Source organism: Mesorhizobium sp. WSM4898, from assembly GCF_029625845.1.
Taxonomy (GTDB): domain Bacteria; phylum Pseudomonadota; class Alphaproteobacteria; order Rhizobiales; family Rhizobiaceae; genus Mesorhizobium.
This window is the reverse complement of the sequence record NZ_JARTVQ010000023.1, coordinates 1-3,698: the sequence shown is the minus strand read 5'-3', so window position 1 is coordinate 3,698 and position 3,698 is coordinate 1. Positions and strand designations below refer to the sequence as shown.

Genomic DNA, 3,698 nt, shown 5'->3' with positions numbered 1-3,698 from the left:
CATAAGCCGAAGGAATCCTGAGTACGAATGAGCCGCAGGAGGCATTTGACGAACGGGGAAGCAAGGGCCTCGTCGTCATTGTTGACAGCAGGGCCAACCGGAGGAATTTCGTTGTTCGTCATTTCAGTCTTCGTCTTCGAGGTACGATTTCCTTTTCCTGCGATGCCCACTCCGGGTCCGCTTGCGTGGCCGACGAATGGCTTGGGCGGGCCAACCCCAAGAGTGCCCCGTGGCCGACCTCGACATGTCCACGAGTGCGAGACCTGCGGCGCGAATTCGCGGCGCACATCGTCTGCGCCGCGATCCGACCGGTGGTCAACGCAATTGAAATCCAACCTTCCGCAAGCCGCCGCCCTGCTGCATCGACATACTTGCTGCGAAGAGAGCTTCGATGGGCGGATTGGCCAGTGTTCAATTCCAATTGTCAGTCCCTTCGCGATTCTTGCTCAGGAAGTGACTTCGTTTTGAGTTTCGGGTGCCTTCTTTTGCGGAGCCACACAAAGATCCGCGTGACAGGCAGGCTCACCCGTGTAGTTGGCCAGTGCTTCGAGCAATGGGGTAAGATAGTACTGTTTGGTGTGGTCCGGAATTGGCCCCAGCCGGTCCACCGATTTCAGTGCCACCTCGATCAACTCGATTGCGCGATCTTTGTTGCCGCTCTCGTAATAATACTGAGCTACCGGGAGGTACCGGAGGTATTTAAACGGGCCATCGCCGTTCGGGGGATTGAGTGCCAGTATCTGTTCCGAGAGCTCGTTGCCCATCGCAAAGCGCTCCGCGCGCGGAAGATGGGAATTGTCCATCGTGGGATCGAAGAGTTGGTTGAGGGCCAAGGCCATCCACGACACCGCGTCGGACGTTTTGTCGATCGCGTCCTCGACCAATTCTCGCATGACCGGCATGCCGGTCTTGATGTCGCGCAGCTTGTGAAGCAGAAGATCCGCATGAATCTGCCGGAACTCACAAGAGTCTGGCATCAAGGCGAGGCCTTCTTCGATGGCCAAGAGCGCCGCCGTCCAATCCTCGGCCTGCATCGCCGGCTCAAGTTTGGCGTATATCGGCCCGGTAAGCGACATTTCGCGCGCTGCAAGTTGGTTATGCGCGATGCGCTTTGCATCGGCGGCTTTCGCTTCATAGCTGCTGCGCCAGCTGCCGTTAAGGACTTTCGGCAAAACGTCATCGAGTTCCGCCGGGTGGCCGATAAAAGCGATGTGGCCGTCGCGGTCGACCACGAACGAGGTGGGAATCCCAATCGAAGAGCTGGGATCCATCCAGAGCTTGTTCATTTCGCCAATGTAATCGAACCCGATACGATAATTCAGATTCGGGAACTCCTCGGTCAGCCAGGCATCCACGTTGGTCCGCGCCTCGTCTGCGGTAGGACCCTGTTCGCAGGCGGCAACTCCGACCGCCTCAAATCCGCTGCCTTCATATTTCTCCTGCAGTTCGATCAAATGGGGCATGGCGTCGACACATGGTCCGCACCAAGTCGCCCAAAACTCAACGAGGTAGACCTTGCCGGGCCGAAAGTTCGTGAGGGGCTCGCCACGCAGCCAGTTCTCCACTTTGATCGCAGGAGCCGGGGACCCCATACGCAGTTCCATCTTGGTGTCCAAAGTCATTCCACACCTTTCGTCTCTTTTGTCGCGGAATATTTTCCAGTCAAAATCGGACACGGTCTCGAGGGCATCGCTCCCTCTGGCTTGCTTCAGCGAAGCTCTCACCGTGTTGCCGCACATCAAGCTGCAACGGAGGTGCCAATTCCCTCAGCTCCGGTAAGCGGCGGGAAATGCTTTGAAATTCTCCACGAGGCCAAATGCGGCCGATTGTCGTGAACCCGACATGTCTTCTGCCGCTGTCGGGTTTCGCCCTATCACTCTTGAGAGCTTGGACGGCTCGCCTGTGATTAGACTGGCCTCGGCCCTCGAGCAGTGGCAGTTTGGCGCCAGTTCGAAAGCGCGAACTCGCCGGCTTGGTCCTCGTGCCGCCACCGCCGCGTGTGGATTCTTGCCCCGGAGTCAAAATTCGCCTCGCGGTTGCCAACGGCGGCATGCGCTCAATGCGCGTGGCGTTGAGCACCGACAGCACGTAATGGTACCAATTAGTGGATGCCCGTCGCTGCCTCCACTTCTCCAGCCAAGCGCTCGAACGACGCTACCTACCCACGTTCGAGCGCGACCGCGGAATCGCAGACTGCCGAACGTCAGCCGTTGCGAAAGGTGTAGCCGTACCCGTTGATCGCCGGTGCGCCGCCTAGATGTGCGTAGAGGACCCTCGATCCCTGTGGAAAGAAGCCCCTCTGGACGAGGTCGATCATCCCTTGCATCGATTTGCCCTCGTAAACGGGGTCCGTAATCATGCCCTCGAGCCGCGCGCACAAACGGATTGCCTCTTTGGTTTCCTCCGATGGAACGCCATAACCCGGGTACGCGTAGTCCATGAACAACACCACGTCTGCCTCGACAATTTCCGCTCCGAGGTGGACGAGCTTCGCTGTATTTTGGGCGATGCCAAGCACCTGCGCCTTGGTCTTGGCGGGCATGGCGGAGGCATCGATACCGATCACGTTGCGCTGTCGACCATCCTTGGCGAACCCGACGAGCATGCCGCCGTGGGTTGAACCAGTCACCGTACAGACGACGATATAGTCGAAGGCAAACCCAAGCTGCTCTTCCTGGGCACGCACCTCCTCAGCGAACCCCACATAGCCCAGGCCGCCGTATTTGTGGACAGAGGCGCCGGCAGGTATCGCATATGGCCTGCCGCCCCTTGCCTTGACTTCATAAAGTGCCTTTTCCCAGCTGCGGCGGATGCCGATGTCAAAGCCCTCGTCAACCAGGCGCACCTCTGCCCCCATGATGCGGCTCAAGAGGATATTGCCGACCCGGTCGTAGACAGCATCATCATGTGGGACCCAGCTCTCCTGGACCAGGAGGCATTTCATGCCGATCTTGGCGGCGACCGCAGCGACCATGCGCGTATGGTTGGACTGCACGCCACCGATTGTGACGAGCGTATCGGCATCTGACGCGATCGCGTCGGGCACAATGTATTCGAGCTTGCGCAGCTTGTTTCCGCCGAACGCGAGACCGGAGTTGCAGTCCTCGCGTTTGACGTAGATTTCCACCTTGTCGCCCAGATGCTTGCCGAGGCGGTCGAGCCTCTCGATCGGCGTGGGTCCAAAGGTGAGCGGATAACGTTCGAATTTTTCCAGCATGCTATCTCCAGCAAAAAAGTACCTGAACCTGCTACGCACCGGTCAGCCCAGGGGTATGGTCGCGTGTTAGCCGAACACAGATTCCCTATACGATCAGCTCAGTCATCAGAGGGTGACCAAAATTGGTGTGGGTCTGAGCACTGATCCTGTCATCCGCGCATCAAAGCAGCAGCACATGCTGGGCATTCGACCAAGCCGGGACACAGCTGAAAATTGCATTCCGCAGTTGATCAGAGTCAGACGACTGGTACCCGAGCTTTCCTGTAACCATCGGCATGCTGGCCCCTGTGGCGAGTTCCACGAGCGCGGCTAGAGGACTGCCAGATCAGAAAGAGCACGCGGCCGAAGTAGCCGGCCTGAAGCAGCAGCGAACAGGCCAGCGTCGTGACGACTGCCACACGGAGCGAATCCAAAGCGAAGTAAACCATCGACGCATTGCTGCACAGGACCAGCCCCACGAGCCGACAAAAAGATGAAGTGC

Annotated in this window: 3 protein-coding genes; all 3 read right to left on the bottom strand. The window is 58.5% G+C overall.

What is annotated here, in order from left to right; translation table 11 throughout:
• Positions 1-446: 446 nt before the first annotated feature.
• Positions 447-1,604 carry a TlpA disulfide reductase family protein gene (locus P9228_RS30770; RefSeq protein WP_063170386.1) on the bottom strand — a complete coding sequence of 386 codons (1,158 nt, stop codon included), beginning with the start codon at positions 1,602-1,604 and terminating at the stop codon, positions 447-449.
• 599 nt (positions 1,605-2,203) lie between these two features.
• Positions 2,204-3,217: a 1-aminocyclopropane-1-carboxylate deaminase gene (locus P9228_RS30765; protein WP_024505903.1), complete on the bottom strand. Its 1,014-nt coding sequence runs from the start codon at positions 3,215-3,217 to the stop codon at positions 2,204-2,206.
• 236 nt (positions 3,218-3,453) lie between these two features.
• On the bottom strand, positions 3,454-3,698 hold a 245-nt coding region (locus tag P9228_RS30760), incomplete at its 5' end, for an exopolysaccharide production repressor protein (RefSeq protein WP_127313226.1).

Coding starts and splice junctions, on each gene's coding strand:
- P9228_RS30770 (WP_063170386.1), bottom strand. CDS start 1,604: ATGGAACTGCGTATGGGGTCCCCGGCTCCTGCGATCAAAGTGGAGAAC.
- P9228_RS30765 (WP_024505903.1), bottom strand. CDS start 3,217: ATGCTGGAAAAATTCGAACGTTATCCGCTCACCTTTGGACCCACGCCG.